A 20,906-nucleotide genomic window follows, 5' to 3' on the forward strand; every position below is an offset into this window, starting at 1 on the left:
TTGCCAGGCTGCGGCGAGGGAGACCATGACGGCCCAGAGGGTGGGTTGGATGATGTCGACGTGGTCGAGGGTGGGTTGGTCGGGTTGTTGGGTGAGGACGCCGGTGAGTGACCAGTCGATGTGGGGGTTGAGGGCTTGTTCGCATTGGTGGATGCGTTGGGTGTAGGCGTGGTTGGTGCCAAGGAGTTGGGCGGTCATGCCGGGCCATTGGGAGCCTTGGCCGGGGAAGACGAAGACGGGGTTGTGTTGTGGGGGGCTGTGGTGGGTGGAGAGGTGGGGGTGGTCGGTGTGGGTGAGGTCGCGCAGTGTGGTGATGGCGTCCTGGCGTGAGCGGGGGACCAGACCCGCCCGGTACGAGAACACCGCACGCGTACCGCTCAGGGTGCGGGCCACCTCGCGCAGCGGGACCTCCTCGTGCTGCTCCAGGAAGTCGGCGATGCGCTCGCCCTGTTCGCGCAGCGCGTCCTCGGTGCGCGCGGACAGCAGCAGGGGCACCGCGGTGTCCTCGGGCTCCGGTTCCGCCGCCGGGGCCTGCTCCTCGGAGGGTTCGGGCTGCTCCAGGATCAGGTGGGCGTTGGTGCCGCTGGCGCCGAAGGAGGAGACACCCGCCCGGCGCGGGCGGCCGGTCTCGGGCCATTCGACCGTCTCGGTGAGGAGTTCGACCCCGCCGGTGGTCCAGTCGATGTGCGGGGAGGGTGCGTCGACGTGCAGGGTGCGCGGAAGCCGGCCATGGCGCATCGCCTGGACGACCTTGATCACTCCGGCGATCCCGGCCGCGGCCTGGGTGTGCCCGATGTTCGACTTGAGCGAGCCGAGCAGCAGCGGCCGGTCCGCCGGACGGTCCTGACCGTAGGTCGCGAGCAGGGCTTCCGCCTCGATGGGGTCGCCGAGGGTGGTGCCGGTGCCGTGGCCCTCGACGGCGTCGATGTCGGCGGGGTTCAGGCGGGCGTTGGCGAGGGCGGTGCGGATGACGCGCTGCTGGGCGAGCCCGTTGGGCGCGGTCAGGCCGTTGCTGGCGCCGTCCTGGTTGACGGCCGAGCCCCGGATCACCGCGAGCACCGGATGCCCGGCCCGGCGGGCGTCCGACAACCGCTCAAGCAGGACCAGACCCACCCCCTCGGAGAACCCGGTGCCGTTGGCGGCCGCCGCGTACGCCTTGCAGCGGCCGTCGGCGGAGAGCGCGCCCTGACGGCTGAACTCGACCAGTGCGGCCGGGGTGGACATCACGGTCGCGCCGCCCGCGAGCGCCAGGGAGCACTCGCCGTTGCGCAGCGACTGCGCCGCGAGGTGCAGCGCCACCAGCGAGGAGGAGCAGGCCGTGTCGACCGTGAGGGCCGGGCCCTGGAGGCCGAAGGTGTAGGAGAGGCGGCCGGAGGCGACGCTGCTCGCGGCGCCGTTGCCGAGATAGCCCTCCAGGTTCTTCGGTACGCGGCTGTGCAGACCGGGGCCGTAGCCGCCGTGCATCACCCCGGCGAAGACGCCGGTGGTGGTGCCCTTGAGCGAGGCCGGGTCGATCCCGGCGCGTTCGAAGGTCTCCCAGGCGGTCTCCAGGAGGAGCCGCTGCTGCGGGTCCATCGCCAGCGCCTCACGCGGCGAGATCCCGAAGAACTCCGCGTCGAAACCGCCGACATCGTCCAGGAAGCCGCCCTGCCGGGCGGAGGACCTGCCGGTGCCGCCGGTCTCCTCGCCGAGGAGCCGGTCCAGGTCCCAGCCGCGCTCCGCCGGCAGCGGTCCGACCGCGTCCGTCTCGGCGAGCACGAGGTCCCACAGGGCCCCCGGGGTGTCGGCCCCGCCGGGGAAGCGGCAGCCCATGGCGACCACGGCCACCGGCTCGTCCGGGTCGTGCCGTTCGGGAGCGGTGGCGGCGGCCTCGGGTGCGGTGCCGAGCATCTCGCCCTCCAGGTACGCGGCGAGGGCGGCGGCGGTCGGGTGGTCGTAGGCCAGGGCCGCGGAGAGGCGGCGGCCGGTGGCCGAGGAGAGCTTGTCCCGGAGCGTGACCGCGCCGAGCGAGGTGAGGCCGATCGCGTGCAGGGCCCGGTCGGCGGGCACCTCGTCCACCGAGTCGAGCCCCACGGCCTCCGCCACGGCGGCCCGTACGAGATCCAGCAGACCGCGCCCCGCGGCCGTGCCGTTCTCCGGTGCCGGGGCGGCGGGCAGGGGTGTCTCCTGGTCCGCGGCCTCCAGGTCGGGGCGGCCGGCCACCGAGGGGTTGACGAGGAGCAGGGTGCCGGACAGCCCGGCCAGCTCGCGGCGGGCGACCTTCCCGGCCGCGTTCCGCGGGATCGCGGGAACCAGGCGGAACTCGTCGGGCACCTTGAAGTACGACAGCTCCCGGCGGCAGGCCGCGAGGAGTTCCGCCGGGTCGACGGCGGAGGGCTCGCCCACCAGATAGGCGACCGGCACCTCCCCGAGCACGGGGTGGGGGCGCCCGGCGACGGCGGCGTCGCTGACCCCGGGGACGCGGCCGAGCACCTCCTCCACCTCGCGGGGGTGGACCTTCTCCCCGCCGCGGTTGATGACCTCCTTGACCCGGCCGGTGAGGGTGACGTACCCCTCGGTGTCGCGGCGTGCGAGGTCGCCGGTGCGGTACCAGCCCTCCCGCAGGACCTCCGCGGTCTCCTCGGGGCGGTTGTGGTAGCCGAGCATCAACGCCGGGCTCTGGACCCAGAGTTCGCCCTCAGCGCCCTCGGCGGCCTCCTGCCGGGTCTCCGGATCCGTCAGGCGCAGCGCGAGCCCGGGCAGCGGCAGCCCGCAGGAACCGGGTACCCGCGGCCCGCCGGGGACGTGCGTGGTGATGGCGCCGCCGGTCTCGGTGCTTCCGTAGCTGTCGATCAGGCCGATGCCGAAGGCCTCCTGGAAGTCCTCGTGCAGACCGGCCGGGCAGGGCGAGCCCGCGGCCATGCACACCCGGAGCGTGTCCGGGCGCGGCGCGCCCCGGCGGATCTCCTGGACCATGCGGTGGAAGAGCGCGGGCGGGGAGACGAGGAAGGTGGAGCCCTCCTCGACGGCGGCTTCGAGGATCTCGTCGGCCGCGGCGCCCACCATGAGGTGCGCCGAGGCACCGGCCGCCAGCACCCCGAGGACCCCGATGTTGTGCGAGACGGCGTGGAAGAGCGGCATCGGCCACAGCACGCGGTCCTCGGAACCGAGGCCGAGCAGCGGGACGTTGCAGGAGGCGGTCGCCCACAGCGAGGAGCGCAGCGTCAGGACGACGCCCTTGGGGGTACCGGTGGTGCCCGAGGTGTAGAGCATCCAGGCGGGCTCGTCGAGGCCGCGCGCGTCGTGGGCGGGGCTGCCCGGCTCGGTGGTGGCCAGCTCCTCGAACCGGGGTACGCCGTCCGGGACTTCACCGGGAGAGCCGGCGAGGACCAGGCGCGGCGCGGTGGTCGCCGCGCTCACCTCGCGGATCTGCGCGGCCTGGGCGGCGGCGCCGATGACCAGGACCGCACCGCTGTCGGTGAGGTGGTGGCCGAGTTCGGCGTCGGTGGACTGGGGGTCGAGGGGTACGGCGACCCCTCCGGCGCGGGCGACGGCGAGGTAGGCCTCGACCATCTCGACGCGGTTGCCGAGGCGGAGCACCACGCGGTCGCCGGGCTCGACGCCCAGGTCCCTGAGGTGGCCCGCCAGGCAGCGCGTCCGCTCCGCCAGGAGCCGGTACGTCACCGCCCGTCGCGCGTCCCGGAAGGCGGTCTTCTCCGGAAAGCGACCGGCGTTGTGGGCAAGCAGCTCGTGCAGCGGGCGGATCAGATCATCCCGGAACTCGTCACTCACGCGTCTCAGATTCCAATCGCATCGGGAGCGGAAATGCGGTGCAGCCGACGAACCGGGGCGGAGCAGCGCCTGGCGTGAGTACGCGCGAGGGCCTGAAACCCGCTGCTGCCCGGTCAGTATCGGCAGACCGCCGCTAGGGGATCGCCTAGCGTTTCCACCGCACCTCGCTGACCTGGGGGAACGGGGGTCGAGCGGGGGGCCGGCCGGGCGCTGGGCGGCCTGCTCGCGGACATGCCGCAGCCCCGGCGCACGGCACCGGGGTGCCGTGCGCCGGGCTCCCCCGTCCGCTGCCTGCCGGGTCGTCCACCGGGCGGGCGGGGCGGGGGCCTCGCGGTCCGGAGCCGCCCGGGAAAGGGGGCACGCGGACCGCGCGGGCTCAGTGGGGGGCGGCGGAGCCGTCCGCGGCGGGCGTGCCGCTCGGCGTCTTCCGACCGGGGCGGCGTCCCTTGCCACGCCCCAGGTCACCGAAGATCTTGCGGGTGGTGCCGCTGCGGTGGAGGGTGATCTGGGTGATGACCTGGAGCAGGATCCACGAGGCCGCGTAGAGGACCCCGTCGAGTACGGGCACCGAGTCGACCGGCAGCGTGTAGGCCATGAGCAGGCGCAGCCCGGCGTCGCACAGCAGGCCGACCCCCCACAGGATGTTCAGGCCCCGCCAGACTCCGCGGAAGGAGGCGTCCGTCGTCCACAGACGCTCGAGGAGGTCCTTCTTGGGAGGCAGCAGGGCCCGCAGCGCCTGGTAGGTGAAGGGGCGTGCGGTGAAGTGCGTGGCCAGCAGCCACAGCCCGGCCAGGGCGGTGAACAGGCCGTTGCGGGCCAGGGCGATCCGGGGGTCGTCGGTGAGCAGCGTGGCGAGCGCGCTCGTGACCAGGAGCACCATGGTGAAGACGCCGATGGCGTCGAGTCTGCGGTGGCGCGCGGCGGAGTACACGGTGTGCAGGGCGGGTGCCGAGCCGCTCAGGAGCAGCGCGTTGATCTCGCTCATGCCGCGGTCGCGCAGCAGGTAGTAGAGGGCCACCGGCAGGACGATGTCGCAGAGGACGACGAGCGCGAAGCCCCAGTGCGAGGAGCGGGAGGGCGCGTCGTCCCCGGACGGTTCGCCGCCGGAGGGGGTGGTGGGGGGAGAGGTGTCGGAGGAGCCGGGTGTGGGGGGCGTCATGAACAGAGCTCCAGAGGTTCGGCGGGCGGCCTGGCCGACCGGGTGTCCGCTAGGGGGTGAGGACGTCCCCTACTGCCGTGGCCGGGTGCACTGGTCGAAGGCGGCGGTCAGCTCCGCCGCGCACCGCTCCAGGTCCAGGTCGACGTTCTTGAGGTAGCGCCGCAGTACGCCGTCGAGTGCGCCGCGGATGGCGAGGGCCATCGTGAGCGCGTCGAACGCCCCGAACTCGCCCGCGCTGCGGCCCTGTTCGAGCAGCAGGCTCAGCCGTTCCACGGAGAGCACACTGCGGGCCAGCGTCTGCGAGCGGGTGATGTCGCGTCCGCAGTCCATCATGAGGATCTGGGCCAGCGCCTGCGTATGGGCCGGATACCGGGCGAGGAACTCGAAGTTGGCCTCGATGTACGCCCGGAGCCTGCCGCGGAAGGTCTCCTCCCGCTCCATGCGCGAGCCCGTGGTCTCCTCCGCCATCGCGAGGACCGTGGCGGCCACCTCGGAGTAGAGTTCCGGTTTCCCCGAGAAATGGTAGGAGATCATGCCGGTGCTGCGGAGATTCGCTCTCTTTGATATCTGATTGAACGACGTCTTCTGGTAGCCGATTTCGGCCAGTGTCTCGATTGCGGCCTGGATGATCTGAGTGCGCCGCGCATTCTGCGTGAAGGTGCGATTCGCCTGCTCTTCTTTGGGCATCACGACATCAAATTTACATGATCCGTTTCTGGGTATTCCTTATTCATTTCCCTGGCCGGCTGTGTCCGCACCGGCCTCCCCGGGGTCGGGGACGGGCACCTCGACGGCGCGGGCGCGCACCGCGTCGACCAGTTCCATGGTGGCCACCGCCCCGGCCGGGCGGTGCTCGCGCGCCGGGCCCCCGTGCCGGGCGGACTCGGTGAACTCATGCAGACAGGCGGCGAGTTGGTCGCAGGCGGGCAGGCTGAACCGCTCCTCGTGGTCCTGCTCCTCCAGGATCACCTCCGGCCGGAGCCCGGGCGGCGGGGTGAACGCCCGTGTCACCGTCAGCCGCGCCCGGTCGCTCCACAGCGTGTACGCGGAGGCGTAGGCGTGCTCGAAGCCGAAGGACAGCTCGGCGAGCACCCCGGTGCCGGAGACCAGGAGCACCTGCCCGGCGAGGTCGAGGCCGTCCGGGCGGGTGCGCAACGAGGCGCCGGCGACCCGGAGTTCGGGGCCCAGCAGCAGCGAGGCGGCGCGCAGCGGATACACGCCGACGTCCAGCAGGGCGCCGCCGCCGAGGTCGGGGTCGTAGCGGATGTCGTCCTTCGGCAGCGGCGGGATGCTGAACGAGGCCTGGAAGGAGGCGAGTCGGCCGAGTCTGCCGCTCGCCGCGAGCTTGGCGGCGAACTCGTGCTGGGTGTGGTGGAGGAACATGAAGTTCTCCCGCAGCACCAGACCCTGCTTCTCGGCCAGCTCGCAGAGCTCCTCCGCCTCCCGGGCGTCGACCCCGATCGGCTTCTCCACCAGCACGTGCTTGCCCGCGTTCAGGGCGCGTTCGGCCCACACGTGGTGCTGCGAGGTCGGGGTGGAGATGTAGACGGCGTCCACGTCGGGGCGGGCGAGCAGCGCCTCGCCGTCCTCCTCGGCCGCGCAGCCGAAGTGCTCGGCGAAGCGCGCCGCCTTCCGCGGGGTGCGCCCCGCCACCGCCACCAGGTCGAGGCCGGGCACCCGCGCGACCGTCGGCAGCACCCGCCGCCACGCGATCGAGGAGTGTCCGAGCGCGCCCAGCCGCAGGGGGCGCTCCGCCGCGCTCACAGCGTCCTCAGCGCGGTGATCAGCGTCCGCGCCTGCACGTTCAAGTGGTGGCTGTAGCGCAGGAGTTCGTCCACCTGCGGGGTCGACACCCAGCGGAACTCGTCCGACACGAGCGGCACTTCGTCCTCCACCTCGATGATCATGTAGTGGCTGCGGGCGTGCAGGAAGCGCCCGCCCTCCTCCGAGAGCAGCACGTCGTAGCGGGCCTTCGCCCGCCGCTCCAGGGCCTCGGACAGATACGGCGGCAGGCTGCCCGCGGGCAGGTGCGCGTAGTTCTCCGGTACGCACTGCACCGTGGGGCCGAGCTCCACCGTCGTCAGGAAGCCCGCCTCGGCGCGGGCGCGCAGCAGTACGTGCGGCACCCCGCCCGCCCACCGGACGAAGAGCGCGGCGATCCCCGTGCCGTGCGGCTCGATCAGCGGCTGCGACCAGGCCGGGACCTCGCGCCGGCCGGAGGAGACGTCCACCGCCACGACGCTGAAGTGCCGCCCGTCCTCGCGCGCCACCGCCTTCTCGTCCCGGTGCCAGCCCTCGGTCCGGGCGAGCCCGATGGGCTCCGCGCTCACCTCGTGCACCGCCCGCCGGTCGGTGATCCAGCTCCGGATGTCGGCGTCGCTGTGCAGGGCGTCCCCGGCGGCTTCCCCCTGGCGCCAGTCGGGCAGGCAGGACAGCACCGTACGGGCGTCCATGTTGATCATGTCGTCCTGCCGCAGCAGCGCGTTGACCTGACCCAGCGTCAGCCAGGCGAAGTCCTCCTCCGCCACCACCTCGGGGCCGACCTCCACGATCATGTTCCGGTTGCGCTTGTGCAGGAACCAGGAACCCTGCTCCGACTGCAGGACGTCCGCGACCACCGAACCGGGCGCGGCCCGCCGGAAGTGCTCCAGGTACGGCACCGCCGAACCCCCGTGCACCCGCGTGTAGTTGCTCTTGGTCGCCTGGACCGTCGGCGAGAGCTGTACGCCGTTGATGTTGCCCGGCTCCGCCTTGGCCTGCATCAGCAGATGCGGCACCCCGTCGAAGTACCGCAGCGCGATGCCCAGGATGCCGACCTCCGGCTGCCGGATGATCGGCTGGTCCCAGGCGGCCACCGGTCCGAAGTCGGAGCGCACCCGCAGGCCGTGCACCGAGAAGAAGCGCCCGCTGGAGTGCCGCAGATCGCCCCCGGCCGCGTCGAAGTCCCAGCCCCGCAGCGCCGCGAAGGGCACCCGTTCGACCCGCTGCGGCTGGGCCGCGCGCCGGTCCCGCAGCCACGCGGCGAGCTGTGCCTCGCTCAGCACGCCGCCGCCGGCCGCCGCCGAGACCGCGAGTCGCGCCCTGGTCCGGGCGTGCCCGGCAGAGGAAGGCACCAGCACCGATGTCGCTGTCATACGTCCGCCCTTTGGTTCGTCCGTGAGCACGGCGCGGCTCCGGCACACGGGGCCGGGCAGGTACGGCCGTCTCCCCGCTGTGCGGGCCATGCATCGCATCGTCCCGGCAGGACACCGCCGCGCGTCCAGCGCCCGGCGCGGGTTTCGGGAATACGCCTAGTCTTTGCCGTCCGGCCGCGCCGAAACCCTGCCGAAAGGCGGCCCGCAAAGCCGTCGCGGCCCCGCCGAAAAGCCGCCGCCGCGCGCTGTAGGAATTCCCCTAGAGCGTTTAACGGCAGCCTGGCGCACACCATTTGACGTGCGACTGTGTGGGCTGCCCCCCTCACCCGACGCTCTGGTGTTTGGAGTGCCTTCGATGAACGAGCCGGTGCCCAGCTGCTCCCGGATATCCGCTCCGGGCCACGAGCCCGTGGCCGTGGTCGGCCTTGCCTGCCGACTGCCCGGAGCCGAGGACCCGGCTGCCTTCTGGGACCTCCTCGTACGAGGCGGGGACGCGGTCGTCGACACCCCCGAGGACCGCCGCGCCGGAGCACCCGCCGAGGGGTACCCGGCACCGCACGGCGGCACCGCCCCGCACCGCGGCGGATACCTGCGCGCCCCCGCCGACTTCGACGCCGCCTTCTTCGGTATCTCGCCCCGCGAGGCCGACGCCATGGACCCGCAGGCCCGCCTCGTCCTCGAACTGGGCTGGGAGGCCCTGGAACACGCGGGCATCCCGGCCACCTACGCCCCCCGCAGCACCGCCGTGTACATCGGCTCCGACGTCTGCGACTACGCCGACCTGGCGCGCCGGCACGGCTCCGAGGCCGTCGGACACCACACCCTCACCGGACTCCAGCGCGCCCTCATCGCCAACCGCCTCTCCTACGCCCTCGGTGTCAGCGGCCCCAGCGTCACGGTCGACAGCGCCCAGTCCTCCTCCCTGGTCTCGGTCCAGATGGCCTGCGACAGCCTGCGCCTCGGCGACAGCGCGCTGGCCCTCGCCGGAGGCGTGCACCTCAACCTCAGCCCCGACAGCACCCGGGCCGCCGCCCAGTTCGGCGCCCTCAGCCCGGACGGCCGCTGCCACACCTTCGACGCCCGCGCCAACGGCTACGTCCGGGGCGAGGGCGGTGCGCTCGTGGTCCTCAAGCTGCTCTCCGCCGCCGTCGCCGACGGGGACCGGGTACTCGCCGTGATCCGCGGCGGCGCCGTCAACAACGACGGCACCGGCCGGAGCCTGACCACCCCCGACGCCGCCGCCCAGCAGGAGGTCCTGCGCACGGCCTGCGCCCGCGCGGGCGTCGACCCCGCCCACCTCGACTACGTCGAACTGCACGGCACGGGGACCCGGGCCGGCGACCCCGTCGAGGCCACCGCCCTCGGCACCGTCCTCGGCCGCGCGGACGGCCGCGAGGCCCCGCTCGCCGTCGGCTCGGTGAAGACCAACATCGGCCACCTCGAAGGCGCCGCGGGCGCCGCGGGACTCCTGAAGACCGTGCTGTGCCTCGCCCACGGCACCCTCGTGCCGAGCCTGCACCACAGTGAACCGCACCCCGCCGTCGACCTGGCCGGACTCAACCTCCGGGTGCAGACCGCCACCGGACCGTGGACCCCCGCCGCGCCCGAGAGGCCGCTGCTCGCGGGCGTCTCCTCCTTCGGCATGGGCGGCACCAACGCCCACCTCGTCCTCGCCCAGGCCCCCGCCGCCGAGGAGGCGCCCCGCGCCCCGCGCGAGGCGCCCGCGACCGTTCCGTGGCTGCTGTCCGCCCACACCCCCCAGGCACTCAAGGCCCAGGCCGAACGCCTCGCCGACCACGTCAACCGGCACCCCGCCGACCCCGTCGACACCGCCTGGTCCCTCCTGGAGACCCGCGCCCACCTCCCGCACCGCGCCGTGGCCGTCGGCACCGACCCGGGGGACCTGCTGCGCGGCCTCGCCACCGCCCTGCCCGCCGGACCCGTGCGGGGCGACATCGACCGCCCCGTGTTCGTCTTCCCCGGGCAGGGCAGCCAGTGGGTCGGCATGGCGGGCCAACTCCTCGCCGAGGCACCGGCGTTCGCCACCCGGCTCGCCGAGTGCGCCGAGGCCCTGGCCCCGCACGTCGACTGGGACCTGATGGCGGTCCTGCGCGGCGACCCGGACGCCCCCTCCCTGGACCGCTCGGACGTCGTCCAGCCCGCCCTGTGGGCGGTCATGGTCTCCCTTGCCGCGCAGTGGCAGGCGCACGGCGTACGGCCCGCCGCCGTCGTCGGCCACTCCCAGGGCGAGATCGCCGCCGCCTGCGTCGCGGGAGCGCTCGGCCTGGCGGACGCCGCCCGCGTCGTCGCCCTGCGCAGCAAGGTCCTGGTCCCGCTCGAAGGGCTCAGCGGCATGGTCTCGCTGGCCCTCACCGAGGCCGACACCCGCCGCTTCACCGCGCGCTGGGGCGAGCGCGTCACCCTCGCCGCCCTCAACGGCCCCTCCTCCACGGTGGTCTCCGCCGACGCGGACACCGTCCTGGACATCCTCGCCACGGCCGAGCGCGAGCAGATCCGCGCACGCCGCGTCGGTATCGACTACGCCTCCCACTCCCCGCACGTCGAACCGGCCAGGGAGGAGATGCTGCGGCAGCTCGCCCCCCTCATCCCGCGCACCCCCGAGGTGCCGTTCCTCTCCACCGTCACCGGCGACTGGATCCAGGGCCCGGACACCGACGCCGCGTACTGGTACGACAACCTGCGCAAGCCGGTGCTCCTGGAGCCGGTGGTGCGCACCCTCACCGAGGCTGGCCACGGCGCCTTCCTCGAAGTCAGCCCGCACCCCGTGCTCACCGCGCCGGTCCAGGACACCGTGGAGACCACCGCCGGACGCGAGAGCGCCGTGGTGACCGGGACCCTGCGCCGTGAGGACGGCGGCCCCGCACGCTTCCAGACCTCGCTCGCCGCCCTCTGGGTGCGCGGGGCCGACGTCGACTGGACCCCCTTCTTCGCGGGCCTCGCACCGCGCCGCGTCACACTGCCCACCTACGCCTTCCAGCGCCGCCGCCACTGGCTCGACGACGCCCCGGCGGCCCCCACCGCGGCTCCGGCCGCACCCGCAGCCGCCCCCGTGCGGCAGTCCGACACCACCCCCGGCCCGGAGACGGACGCCCCCGTCGAGAACGCCCTCGACCTGATCCGCGCCCACGCCGCCGTCGTCCTCGGCCACCACGACGCCACCGAGATCGACCCCCAACTCTCCTTCAAGGAACTGGGATTCGACTCGGTGACCGCCGTCGAACTCCGCGACCGCCTCGAATCCGTGACGGGCCGCAGCCTGCCCGCCACCGCCGTCTACGCGTACCCGACACCGACCCGCCTCGCGCACCACCTGGGCTCCGGGGAGACGGAGACCGCGCCCGAGCCGACCGGAGCGGGCGCCGCCGACGCGGACGACCCGGTGGTGATCGTCTCCATGGGCTGCCGCCTCCCCGGCGGGGTGGGCAGCCCCGAGGAGCTGTGGCACCTGGTGCGGGAGGAGGCGGACGCCCTCTCCCCGTTCCCCACCGACCGGGGCTGGGACCTGGAAGGCCTCTTCGCCCCCGACCCCGACACCTCGGGCACCACCTATGTCCGCAGCGGCGGATTCCTCGACACCGCCACCGAGTTCGACGCCGCCTTCTTCGGCATCTCGCCGCGCGAGGCCCTGGCGATGGACCCGCAGCAGCGCCTGCTCCTCGAAACCGTCTGGGAGACCCTGGAACGCGCCGGACTCGACCCCCGCTCCCTCGCCCAGTCGCCCACCGGAGTCTTCGTCGGAGCGACCGCCGCCGAGTACGGCCCCCGGCTGCACGAGGCCACCGAGGACGTCGAGGGCCACCTCCTCACCGGCACCACGGCCAGTGTGGCCTCCGGCCGGATCTCCTATGCGCTGGGCCTGGAGGGTCCCGCGGTGACGGTGGACACGGCGTGCTCCTCCTCGCTGGTGGCGCTGCACCTGGCGGTCCGCGCCCTGCGCGCGGGCGAATGCTCCCTGGCCCTCGCGGCGGGAGCCACCGTCATGTCGAGCCCCGGCATGTTCGTGGAGTTCAGCCGTCAGCGGGGGCTCGCGGCCGACGGCCGCTGCAAGCCCTTCGCCGCCGACGCGGACGGCACCGGCTGGGCCGAGGGAATCGGCGTGCTCCTCCTGGAGCGCCTGTCGGACGCGCGGGCGAACGGGCACCGGGTGCTCGCGGTGGTCCGTGGCTCCGCCATCAACCAGGACGGCGCCTCCAACGGGCTGAGCGCTCCCAGCGGTCCGGCACAGGAGCGGGTGATCCGCGCCGCCCTCGCGGACGCCGGGGTCTCGCCGTCCGAGGTGGACGTGGTGGAGGCGCACGGTACGGGGACCAAGCTGGGCGACCCGATTGAGGCGCAGGCCCTGCTTGCGACGTACGGCAGGGAACACGGTGCCGAGAACCCGCTCTGGCTGGGCTCGGTGAAGTCCAACATCGGCCACACCCAGGCCGCGGCCGGTGTCGCCGGGGTCATCAAGACGGTCCAGGCGATGCGCGCGGGTACCTTGCCCAAGTCCCTGCACGCGGACCGGCCTTCACCGATCGTGGACTGGTCGAGCGGGGGTGTCGCACTCCTCGGCAGCGCCCGCCCATGGGACACCGAGGACGGCCGTCCGCGCCGCGCCGCGATCTCCTCCTTCGGCATCAGCGGCACCAACGCCCACGTCATCCTGGAACAGCCGCCCACCGCCGCACAGGACGCTTCCCCCACCGAACCGGCGGTCCCCGCAGCCGAGTTGCCCTGGCTGCTCTCCGCCCGCAACCCCGACGCCCTCGCCGCCCAACACGACCGGCTCCGCGAATACGTCGCCGCCCAGGAGCCCCGTCCGGTGGATGTGGCGTGGTCGTTGGTGGCGGGGCGGAGCGCCTTCGAGCATCGCGCGGTGGTGGTGGAGGGCGAGGTGGTCGCCTCGGGTGTGGCGGGTGCTTCCGGGGCCGACGGTGCCAAGCCGGTCTTCGTGTTCCCGGGTCAGGGTGCTCAATGGGCCGGTATGGCGGTGGAGTTGCTGGATTCCTCGCCGGTTTTCGCCGAGCGTTTCGGTGAGTGTGCGGCGGCTCTGGATGAGTTCGTGGAGTGGTCGCTGTTCGATGTGGTGCGGGGTGTGGAGGGTGCGCCGGGCTTCGATCGGGTGGATGTGGTGCAGCCTGCGTTGTGGGCGGTGATGGTGTCGCTGGCCGCGCTGTGGGAGTCGTACGGTGTGCGCCCGGCCGCCGTGGTGGGCCATTCGCAGGGTGAGATCGCTGCCGCGTGTGTGGCCGGGGCGTTGAGCCTGACGGACGGGGCCCGGGTGGTGGCGCTGCGCAGTCGGGCGTTGACCTCTCTCGCTGGTCGTGGCGGGATGGTGTCGGTTGCGGTGGACCGTGCGCGGGCTGAGGAGTTGGCGGGGCGTTGGCCGGGTCGTGTCTCGGTTGCGGCGTTGAACGGTCCGTCGTCGACGGTGGTTTCCGGTGATGCGGATGCGCTGGACGAGTTGGTGGCGCAGGCGGAGTCTCTGGATGTACGGGCGCGTCGGATCGAGGTGGATTACGCCTCGCATTCGGCTCATGTGGACGCCATTGAGGAGGAGTTGGCGCGGCTGTTGGCGCCTGTGGTGGCCCGGGAACCCGAGGTGCCGTTCTTGTCGACGGTGACCGGGGAGTGGGTCAACTCGGGGGAGACGGACGGGAGTTATTGGTTCCGTAATCTGCGCAGCCGTGTGCAGTTGGAGCCGGTGGTGCGCGCCCTGGTGGAAGAGGGCCACGGCGTATTCATCGAGGTGAGCCCGCACCCCGTGCTCGCTGTCCCGGTCGGCGAGACGGTCGAGGCTGCGGGTGTCGAGGGCGCCGTGGTGGGTTCGCTGCGCCGGGATCAGGGTGGTCTGGAGCGGATGTATGCCTCGCTCGGTGAGGCGTGGGCGCACGGTGTCGAGGTCGACTGGTCCCCTGCGTTCGCGGGGTTGTTGCCGCAGTGGGTCGATCTGCCGACGTATGCCTTCCAGCGGCAGCGGTACTGGCTGGAGTCCGCGAAGACAGCCGCGGATGCGGTCGCGGTGGATCCCGTCGAGGCGGAGTTCTGGGCGTCGGTCGAGCGGAACGACCTCGATGCGCTCGGGCGGACGCTGGGTGTGGAGGACGCGGCCTCGCTGGGTGAGGTCGTGCCGCTGCTGTCGTCCTGGCGGCGGGAGCGTCTCGACCGTTCGACGCTGGACGGCTGGCGCTACCGCATCGCCTGGCGTGAGCTCGCGGTTCCGGCTGCCGGTGCGCTGCACGGTACCTGGCTGCTCGTCACCCCGGCCGACGAGGAGGGAGACGCCCTCACCGGCGGACTGCGGGAGGCCCTCGCCGCGCGGGCGGACCGCGTGGTCGTGCTCCCGGTGCCCGTGCGCGACGGCGACCGTGCCCGCTACGCGGACCTGCTCTCCACGGCCGGTGAGCCGGGCGAGTTCGCCGGTGTCCTGTCCACCCTGGGGCTGCGCGAGGAGCCGCACCCGGCACAGGCCTCCGTACCACTGGGCCTGGCGGCCGGTCTCGCCCTGGTCCAGGCGCTCGGCGACACCGGCATCGAGGCGCCGCTGTGGTTCCTGACCCGGGGTGCCGTCGGCACCGGTCAGGGCGACGCCCCCACGGCCGCCCTCCAGGCGGGCGTATGGGGACTCGGCCGGGTCGCGGCCCTGGAGCACCCCGGCCGCTGGGGCGGACTCGTCGACCTGCCCGCCGATGCCGGAGCCGAGACCTTCGCCCGGCTCACCGGGATCCTCGCCGGGTACGGAGACGAGGACCAACTCGCCCTGCGGGACGGGAAGGTGCTCGGGCGCCGCCTGGTCCCCGCGCCCACCGGCGGCAGGCCCCCGGCGCGCGACTGGTCCCCGCGCGGCACCGTCCTCGTCACCGGGGGAACCGGAGCGCTCGGCGGCCACCTCGCACGCTGGCTCGCCCGCAACGGCGCCGAGCACCTGGTGCTCACCGGCCGCCGCGGCGACGCCCCGCATCTCGACGCGCTGCGGGCGGACCTGGAGCCCTACGGCACCCGGCTCACCGTCGCCGGCTGCGACACCGCCGACCGGGACGCCATGGCGGAACTGGTCTCCCGTCTGGACGCGGAGGGGACCCCCGTACGAGCCGTGCTGCACGCGGCGGGAGTCAGCGTGCTCGGCCCCCTCGCGGAGGTGCGGGTGGAGGACCTGGCCGCCACCTTCTCCGGCAAGGTCCTCGGCGCCGACCACCTCGACGAGGTCCTGGACGGCCGCGAGTTGGACGCCGTCGTGTACTTCTCCTCGATCTCCGGGACCTGGGGCGTCGCCGACCACGCGGCGTACGGTTCCGCCAACGCCGTACTGGACGCGCGGGCCGAGCAGCGGCGGGCCGAGGGCAGCCCCGTGACCTCGATCGCCTGGGGGCCCTGGGCCGGTGGCGGCATGATCGCCGAATCGGTCCAGGAGGATCTGCGGCGCCGCGGCGTGCCGGTCATCGCGCCGGAGACCGCGGTGGCCGGCCTTCAGCAGGCGCTCGACCAGGACGAGAGCTATGTGGCCGTGGCCGACGTCGACTGGGGGCGCTTCGCCGGGGTCTTCACCTCCGTCCGCCGCAGCCCGCTCCTCGACGAACTGCCCGGCGCGCGCCCCGCGGTGCCCGAGCGGCGGACGCCGGAGGCGGCCGGGGGCCACACCGCGGCACTGCGCGAGATCGCGGCGCTCGACCCGGCCCGGCGTACCGCGGCACTGCACACCCTGGTCGCCGGTCAGGTCGCCGCCGCCCTCGGCCACCAGGACGCCGGGGCACTCAGCGGGGAGGCCGCCTTCAAGGAGTTGGGCTTCGACTCGCTCACCGCCGTCGAACTGCGCAACCGGCTCGGCCGCACCCTCGGACTCACCCTGCCGACCACGGTCGTCTTCGACCACCCCAGCATCGTCGCGCTCACCGCCTTCGTACAGGAACAGGCCTTCGTACAGGAGCAGGCCCTCGGCCGGGACGCGAGCACGGCGGAGTCGGCGCCGGCGTCCGTCCGCGCGGCGGCGGGCGAGGCCGATGACCCGGTGGTGATCGTGTCGATGGGCTGCCGCTACCCGGGCGGGGTGGGCAGCCCCGAGGAGCTGTGGCGGTTGGTGCGCGAGGAGGCGGACACCGCCGCACCGTTCCCGGCCGACCGCGGCTGGGACCTGGACGGCCTCTTCGACGCCGACCCCGACCACCTCGGCACCAGCTACGTCCGCGAGAGCAGCTTCCTGAAGGACCCCGCCGGGTTCGACGCGGGCTTCTTCGGCATCTCGCCGCGCGAGGCGCTCGCCATGGACCCGCAGCAGCGGCTCCTCCTGGAGACCACCTGGGAGACCCTGGAGCGCGGCGGCATCGACCCGAAGCGCCTGCGCGGCAGCTCCACCGGCGTGTACGTCGGCCTCACGGACCAGGAGTACGCCTCCCTGCTGCGCGAGTCCTCCGGAGAGAACGAGGGGTACCTCGCCACCGGCGCCGCCGCCAGTGTGGCCTCCGGCCGGATCTCCTACGCGCTGGGCCTGGAGGGTCCCGCGGTGACGGTGGACACGGCGTGCTCCTCCTCGCTGGTGGCGCTGCACCTGGCGGTCCGCGCCCTGCGCGCGGGCGAGTGCACCCTTGCCGTGGCCGCGGCCGCCACCGTGATGTCCGGCCCCAGCCCCTTCGTCGCCTTCAGCCGCCAGCGGGCCCTCGCACCCGACGGCCGCTGCAAGCCCTTCGCGGCCGGGGCCGACGGATTCGCCCTCGCCGAGGGCGTGGGTGTCGTGCTCCTGGAGCGCCTGTCGGACGCGCGGGCGAACGGGCACCAGGTGCTCGCGGTGGTCCGTGGTTCCGCGGTCAACCAGGACGGTGCCTCCAACGGACTGAGCGCGCCCAACGGCCCCTCGCAGCAGCGGGTCATCCGCGCCGCCCTCGCCGACGCGGGCGTGCCCGCCTCCGGGGTCGATGTGGTGGAGGCGCACGGTACGGGGACGAAGCTGGGCGACCCGATCGAGGCGCAGGCGCTGCTCGCGACGTACGGGCGGGAGCGGGACCCGGAGCAGCCGCTCTGGCTGGGCTCGGTGAAGTCCAACATCGGCCACACCCAGGCCGCTTCGGGCATGGCCGGCATCATCAAGATGGTCCAGGCCATGGCCGCCCGCACACTGCCCAAGTCGCTGTGCGCGGAGGAGCCTTCGCCCTTCGTGGACTGGTCGGGCGGCGCGGTCGAACTCCTGGACAGCACCCGGGAGTGGGCCGAGCCGCAGGGCCGTCCGCGCCGGGCCGCGGTCTCCTCCTTCGGCATCAGCGGCACCAACGCCCACGTCATCCTGGAAGCGCCCGAGGAGACGTCCGGGGAAGCGCCCGAGGAGGCGCCCGCTGCTGTGCCGGGGGAGGCCGCGGACCTGCCCGGCGCCGAGATCCCGCTGCTCGTCTCCGCTCGCGAGGAGGCGGCCCTCACCGCGCAGACCCGCCGCATCCTCGACCTCAGCAGGACCGGCGACTTCCGTCCGGTGGATGTGGCGTGGTCGTTGGTGGCGGGCCGGAGCGCCTTCGAGCACCGCGCGGTGCTCCTGGGGGGCGGAGTGGTCGCCTCGGGTGTGGCGGGTGCTTCCGGGTCCCATCCCAACGGTTCGAAGCCGGTGTTCGTGTTCCCGGGTCAGGGTGCTCAATGGGCCGGTATGGCCGTGGAGTTGCTGGATTCCTCGCCGGTTTTCGCCGAGCGTTTTGGTGAATGTGCGCTGGCGCTGGATGAGTTCGTGGAGTGGTCGCTGTTCGATGTGGTGCGGGGTGTGGAGGGTGCGCCGGGCTTCGATCGGGTGGATGTGGTGCAGCCCGCTCTGTGGGCGGTGATGGTGTCCCTCGCTGCTCTGTGGGAGTCGTACGGTGTGCGCCCGGCTGCGGTTGTCGGCCATTCGCAGGGTGAGATTGCCGCTGCCTGTGTCGCCGGGGCGTTGAGCCTGACGGACGGGGCCCGGGTGGTCGCACTGCGCAGTCGGGCGCTGTCCCCGTTGGCCGGTCGTGGTGGGATGGTGTCGGTCGCTCTGGGCAGTGGTGCGGTCGAGGATCTGGTGGGGCGTTGGGGTACCCGGCTGTCCGTGGCGGCGGTCAACGGCCCGTCCTCGACCGTCGTCTCCGGTGACGTCGGCGCCCTGGACGAACTGATGGGCGTCGCCGACTCCTTGGGCGTACGGACGCGTCGGATCGAGGTGGACTACGCCTCGCACTCGGCCCATGTGGACGCCATCGAGGCCGAGTTGGCGCAGCTTCTCGCACCCGTGGTGGCCCGGGAGCCCGAGGTGCCGTTCTTGTCGACGGTGACGGGGGAGTGGGTCAAGTCCGGCGAGACGGACGGGGGTTACTGGTTCCGTAATCTGCGCAGCCGCGTGCGGCTGGAGCCGGTGGTGCGCACCCTGGTGGAAGAGGGCCATGGCGTCTTCGTCGAGGTCAGTCCGCACCCGGTGCTCGCTGTCCCGGTCGGAGAGACGATCGAGGCTGTCGGCGTCGAGGGTGCCGTGGTGGGTTCGCTGCGCCGGAGCCAGGGCGGCTTGGAGCGGATGTACGGCTCGCTCGGTGAGGCGTGGGCCCATGGCGTGGAGGTCGACTGGTCCCCGGTGTTCGCGGGGTTGTCGCCGCGGCGGGTCGATCTGCCGACGTATGCCTTCCAGCGGCAGCGGTACTGGCTGGAGTCCGCGAAGACACCCGCGGAAGTGGCCGTGGACCCTGTCGAGGCGGAGTTCTGGGCGTCGGTCGAGCGGAATGATCTCGACGCGCTGGGGCGGACGCTGGGTGCGGAGGACGCGGGTGCGCTGGGTGAGGTGGTCCCCTTGCTGTCGTCCTGGCGGCGCGAACGCCTCGACCGTTCGACGCTGGACGGCTGGCGCTACCGCATCGCCTGGCGCGGACACCGCACCTCCGACTCCGGTGAACTGAACGGTAGTTGGCTGCTCGTCACTCCCGAGAGCGGCGCCGACGAGGAGTTCGCCGAGTCGGTCCGGCAGACGATGGAGAAGGCCGGGGCCGAGGTCGACGTCCTCGCCCTGACCGGGCCCGCCGACCGCGCCGCGCTCGTCTCCCGGCTGCGTCCCCGCGACGCGCAGCCGCCGGCCGGGGTGCTGTCCCTGCTGGCGTTCGACGAGACGTCCGACCCGAGGAGCCCGGCGGTCTCCCGCGGCGTCGTGGACTCCCTCGTGCTCGCCCAGGCTCTGACCGAGGCCGGCGGGGGAAGGCTCTGGGCGCTCACCCGCGGCGCGGTGACCGTGGACGGGACGGCCGCGCCCGACCCGGCGCAGGCGGCCGTCCGGGGACTGCTGCGGGTGGCGGGTCTCGACGATCCCGAGCGCTGCGGCGGGCTGATCGATCTGCCCGCCGACGGCGTCGGCGAGGACCTGCTGTCCGCCGTCCCCGCCCTGCTCGCCGCGGAGGGCACCCAGGGGCGCGAGACCGAGTACGCGGTACGCGCCGAAGGCGTGCACGTCCGGCGGCTGGTACGTGCTCCGCTGGACCCCTCGGCGGACGGCGCCCCGTGGCAGCCGCGCGGCACCGTCCTGGTCACCGGCGGTACCGGGGCGCTCGGCGGGCATGTCGCCCGTGACCTGGCCCGGAGCGGGGCCGAGCACCTGCTGCTCGTCAGCCGGGGCGGGGCGAAGGCGCCGGGCGCGCCGGAGCTGGAGCAGGAACTGACCGCCCTCGGCTGCGAGGTCACCCTCGCCTCCTGCGACATCGCCGACCGCGCCGCGGTCGAGGAACTGGTGCGCACGGTGCCGGACGAGTTCCCGCTGACGGCGGTGGTGCACACCGCCGGTGCGGTGGACCTGGCCCGCCCGCTGACCGAGCTGGACACCGGCACCGCGGTCGCCCTGATGCACGCCAAGGTCGCGGGCGCCCGCAACCTCCACGAGGTGCTCGCCGGACGGCCGCTGGACGCCTTCGTGCTCTTCTCCTCCGGGGCCGGAGTGTGGGGCAACACCGGACAGGCCCCCTATGCCGCCGCCAACGCCTACCTCGACGCGCTCGCCGAACTCCGCCGCGCCGAGGGCCTGCCCGCCGCGGCGATCGCCTGGGGCGCCTGGGCCGGCGGCGGCATGGTCGATGCCGAGGTGGGCGAGAACCTCGCCCGGCGCGGAGTGCCCGCCATGCCGCCCGAGTCGGCGGTCCGGGCGGTGCGCGAGTCGGCCGCGGACCCGCGGGGCGCCCTCGTGGTCGCGGACATCCGCTGGGACCGGTTCCTGACCGCGTACAGCGTGCACGGGCACCGTCCGCTGCTCGACGAAGTACCCGAGGTACAGGCCCTGTTGGCCGAGCGGGCGGCCGAGGAGGCAGCCGAGGAGTCGGCCACCGGGAGCGGGAACGAGCTGCTGCGCGAGCTGGCCGCGCTGCCGCAGGACAAGCGGCGGCGACGCCTGACCGAGGTGATCCGGGCGCACGCGGCCGCGGTGCTCACCCTCGGCCCCGGCGAGAGCGTCAAGGCGGGCCGCGCCTTCCGCGACATGGGCTTCGACTCGCTGACGGCGGTCGACCTGCGCAACCGCCTCGGCACCTCCCTCGGCGCCAAGCTGTCCGCGACCCTGGTCTTCGACCATCCGACGCCGAAGGCGCTCGCCGACCACCTGGCCGAGGAGCTGCTGCCGGAGGAGGCCGGGCCCGGGGACGGGACCGATCCACGCCTCCAGGGCGTGGCCGACGCCTACCGGAAGGCCTCCGGACCCGCGGAACGGCAGGAACTCGCCGAGGCATTGCGCGCCCTTCTCGACGAGTGGGCGCACCCGACCGACGAGCCGGAGCAGGCGGCCGTCGACGAGGAACTGGTCGACGCTTCCGACCAGGACATGTTCGAGCTGATCGACAGGGAACTCGGGATCTCCTGAGCGGACCCCCGGACACGGCTTTCCCGATTCT

At 73.5% G+C, this 20,906-nt stretch carries 6 protein-coding genes; 1 reads left to right on the top strand and 5 read right to left on the bottom strand.

Translation table 11 applies throughout. From position 1 onward, the window contains the following. From HFV08_RS30485 to HFV08_RS30505, 5 genes are all read right to left on the bottom strand, one after another. Positions 1-3,771, bottom strand: a 3,771-nt coding sequence (locus HFV08_RS30485) for a type I polyketide synthase (RefSeq protein WP_168543802.1), incomplete at its 3' end; no start/stop codon positions are given. 376 nt (positions 3,772-4,147) lie between these two features. Further along, positions 4,148-4,930: a VC0807 family protein gene (locus tag HFV08_RS30490; RefSeq protein ID WP_210430978.1), complete on the bottom strand. Its 783-nt coding sequence runs from the start codon at positions 4,928-4,930 to the stop codon at positions 4,148-4,150. Between the two features lie 69 nt (positions 4,931-4,999). Next, entirely contained in the window at positions 5,000-5,617 is a 618-nt protein-coding gene (locus HFV08_RS30495; protein WP_168543803.1) for a TetR/AcrR family transcriptional regulator, read from the bottom strand. Between the two features lie 39 nt (positions 5,618-5,656). Next, a complete protein-coding gene (locus HFV08_RS30500; RefSeq protein ID WP_312885894.1) occupies positions 5,657-6,694 on the bottom strand; it encodes a Gfo/Idh/MocA family protein in 1,038 nt (345 codons plus the stop codon). Then, positions 6,691-8,064, bottom strand: coding sequence for an NDP-hexose 2,3-dehydratase family protein (locus HFV08_RS30505; protein WP_168543804.1), 1,374 nt, complete (start codon positions 8,062-8,064; stop codon positions 6,691-6,693). Before HFV08_RS30505 ends, HFV08_RS30500 begins: the two co-directional genes overlap by 4 nt. A gap of 355 nt (positions 8,065-8,419) precedes the next feature. Here HFV08_RS30505 and HFV08_RS30510 point away from each other — a divergent pair, with 355 nt between their 5' ends. Then, complete coding sequence (locus tag HFV08_RS30510) at positions 8,420-20,875, top strand: type I polyketide synthase (RefSeq protein WP_168543805.1); 12,456 nt, start codon at positions 8,420-8,422, stop codon at positions 20,873-20,875. Positions 20,876-20,906 lie beyond the last annotated feature (31 nt).

Source organism: Streptomyces physcomitrii, assembly GCF_012273655.1.
In the GTDB taxonomy this organism is placed as follows: Bacteria; Actinomycetota; Actinomycetes; order Streptomycetales; family Streptomycetaceae; genus Streptomyces; species Streptomyces physcomitrii.

Excerpts from the sequence above, each read along its gene's own strand:
- HFV08_RS30490 (WP_210430978.1), bottom strand. The coding sequence starts at position 4,930 with ATGACGCCCCCCACACCCGGCTCCTCCGACACCTCTCCCCCCACCACC.
- HFV08_RS30510 (WP_168543805.1), top strand. The coding sequence starts at position 8,420 with ATGAACGAGCCGGTGCCCAGCTGCTCCCGGATATCCGCTCCGGGCCAC.
- HFV08_RS30495 (WP_168543803.1), bottom strand. The coding sequence starts at position 5,617 with ATGCCCAAAGAAGAGCAGGCGAATCGCACCTTCACGCAGAATGCGCGG.
- HFV08_RS30505 (WP_168543804.1), bottom strand. The coding sequence starts at position 8,064 with ATGACAGCGACATCGGTGCTGGTGCCTTCCTCTGCCGGGCACGCCCGG.